The sequence below is a fragment of the Pseudomonas sp. PS02303 genome (genome assembly GCF_029959925.1).
In the GTDB taxonomy this organism is placed as follows: Bacteria; Pseudomonadota; Gammaproteobacteria; order Pseudomonadales; family Pseudomonadaceae; genus Aquipseudomonas; species Aquipseudomonas mandelii.
In genome coordinates this window covers 1-594 of record NZ_JASCOM010000553.1, presented here as the reverse complement: position 1 = coordinate 594, position 594 = coordinate 1, and the positions used below count along the sequence as shown (strand labels likewise).

1 protein-coding gene is annotated in these 594 nt (G+C 63.5%); it reads right to left on the bottom strand.

The window, feature by feature from the left end; all coding sequences use genetic code 11:
• The coding region (locus tag QMX98_RS34810) for an AMP-binding protein (protein ID WP_282412093.1) at positions 1-594 on the bottom strand (594 nt) is incomplete at both ends.

Here is a 594-nt window from a genome sequence, read left to right as displayed (position 1 = left end):
AGGTCTTGAAGTAGGTGTCGACGAAGCGGTCATGGTCGCCGTACAGCGTGCGCGCCTGGCCTGGCCACGAATCGAGAATCACCAGGTTGCCCTCGGCCACGCCTTCGATGATGTTGCCCAGGTTGTCAACCAACGCTGGCACCACACCGAAGAACGGACGTGCCGCCGAACCCGGCTTGAGGGCGTGGGCGCCCGGCAGCGGGCTCATCATGTTGCCGCCGGTTTCGGTCTGCCACCAGGTGTCGACGATCGGGCAGCGGGACTTGCCCACATTCTTGTAGTACCAGTCCCAGGCTTCCGGGTTGATCGGCTCACCCACCGAACCGAGCAGGCGCAAACTGCTGCCATCAGCACCTTCAACAGCGGCTTGACCCGACGCCATCATCGCGCGGATCGCGGTCGGTGCGGTGTAGAGGATGTTGACCTTGTGCTTGTCGACGATCTTCGCCACCCGGGTGATGTCCGGATAGTTCGGCACGCCTTCGAACAGCAGCGTGGTCGCGCCGTTGGCCAATGGGCCGTAGACGATATAGCTGTGGCCAGTGACCCAGCCGACGTCGGCGGTGCACCAGTAAACTTCGCCCGGGCGGTAGT